The sequence below is a fragment of the Achromobacter sp. 46006 genome (assembly GCF_059761975.1).
Genome location: NZ_JCBANN010000147.1, coordinates 1 through 393 on the forward strand (window position 1 = coordinate 1; position 393 = coordinate 393).

Annotated in this window: 1 protein-coding gene; it reads right to left on the reverse strand. The window is 65.6% G+C overall.

Translation table 11 applies throughout. The annotated features are described in order from the left end of the window. Positions 1 to 393 (reverse strand): two-partner secretion domain-containing protein (locus tag AC6LKG_RS26575; protein WP_498169990.1); only part of this gene is annotated, 393 nt, incomplete at its 3' end.

A 393-nucleotide genomic window follows, 5' to 3' on the forward strand; every position in this document is an offset into this window, starting at 1 on the left:
GTTGGCCCGATTGCCAGCCACTTCCAACGTGCCGAGCAATTGCGACGGATTGGGCGCGGTGACCTGGTTGAGAATGGCGCCCGCATGCCGATTGCCGAGCATGGGGTTGCCCGGCACTTGTCCGGCCAGTTGCGACGGGCTGGCGCCGCCGCTGTTGTTGAGCACGACGCCGGACGGGCCGACGTTGAATTGCGTGTAGCGGTTGTTCGACACGCCGCCGGCCGAAGGCGGCGCGATATTGACCACCGGCACACCGTTGCTGACGCTCACGAAGGGCTTGGCGCCCGGCACGCTTCTGTCCACCGAGATCGGCAGGGTCTGCGCCAGCACGGGCGTCCAGACCTGCGTGAAGACCACGGACCACACAATCAGGGAACGGAGCTTGGACATCAT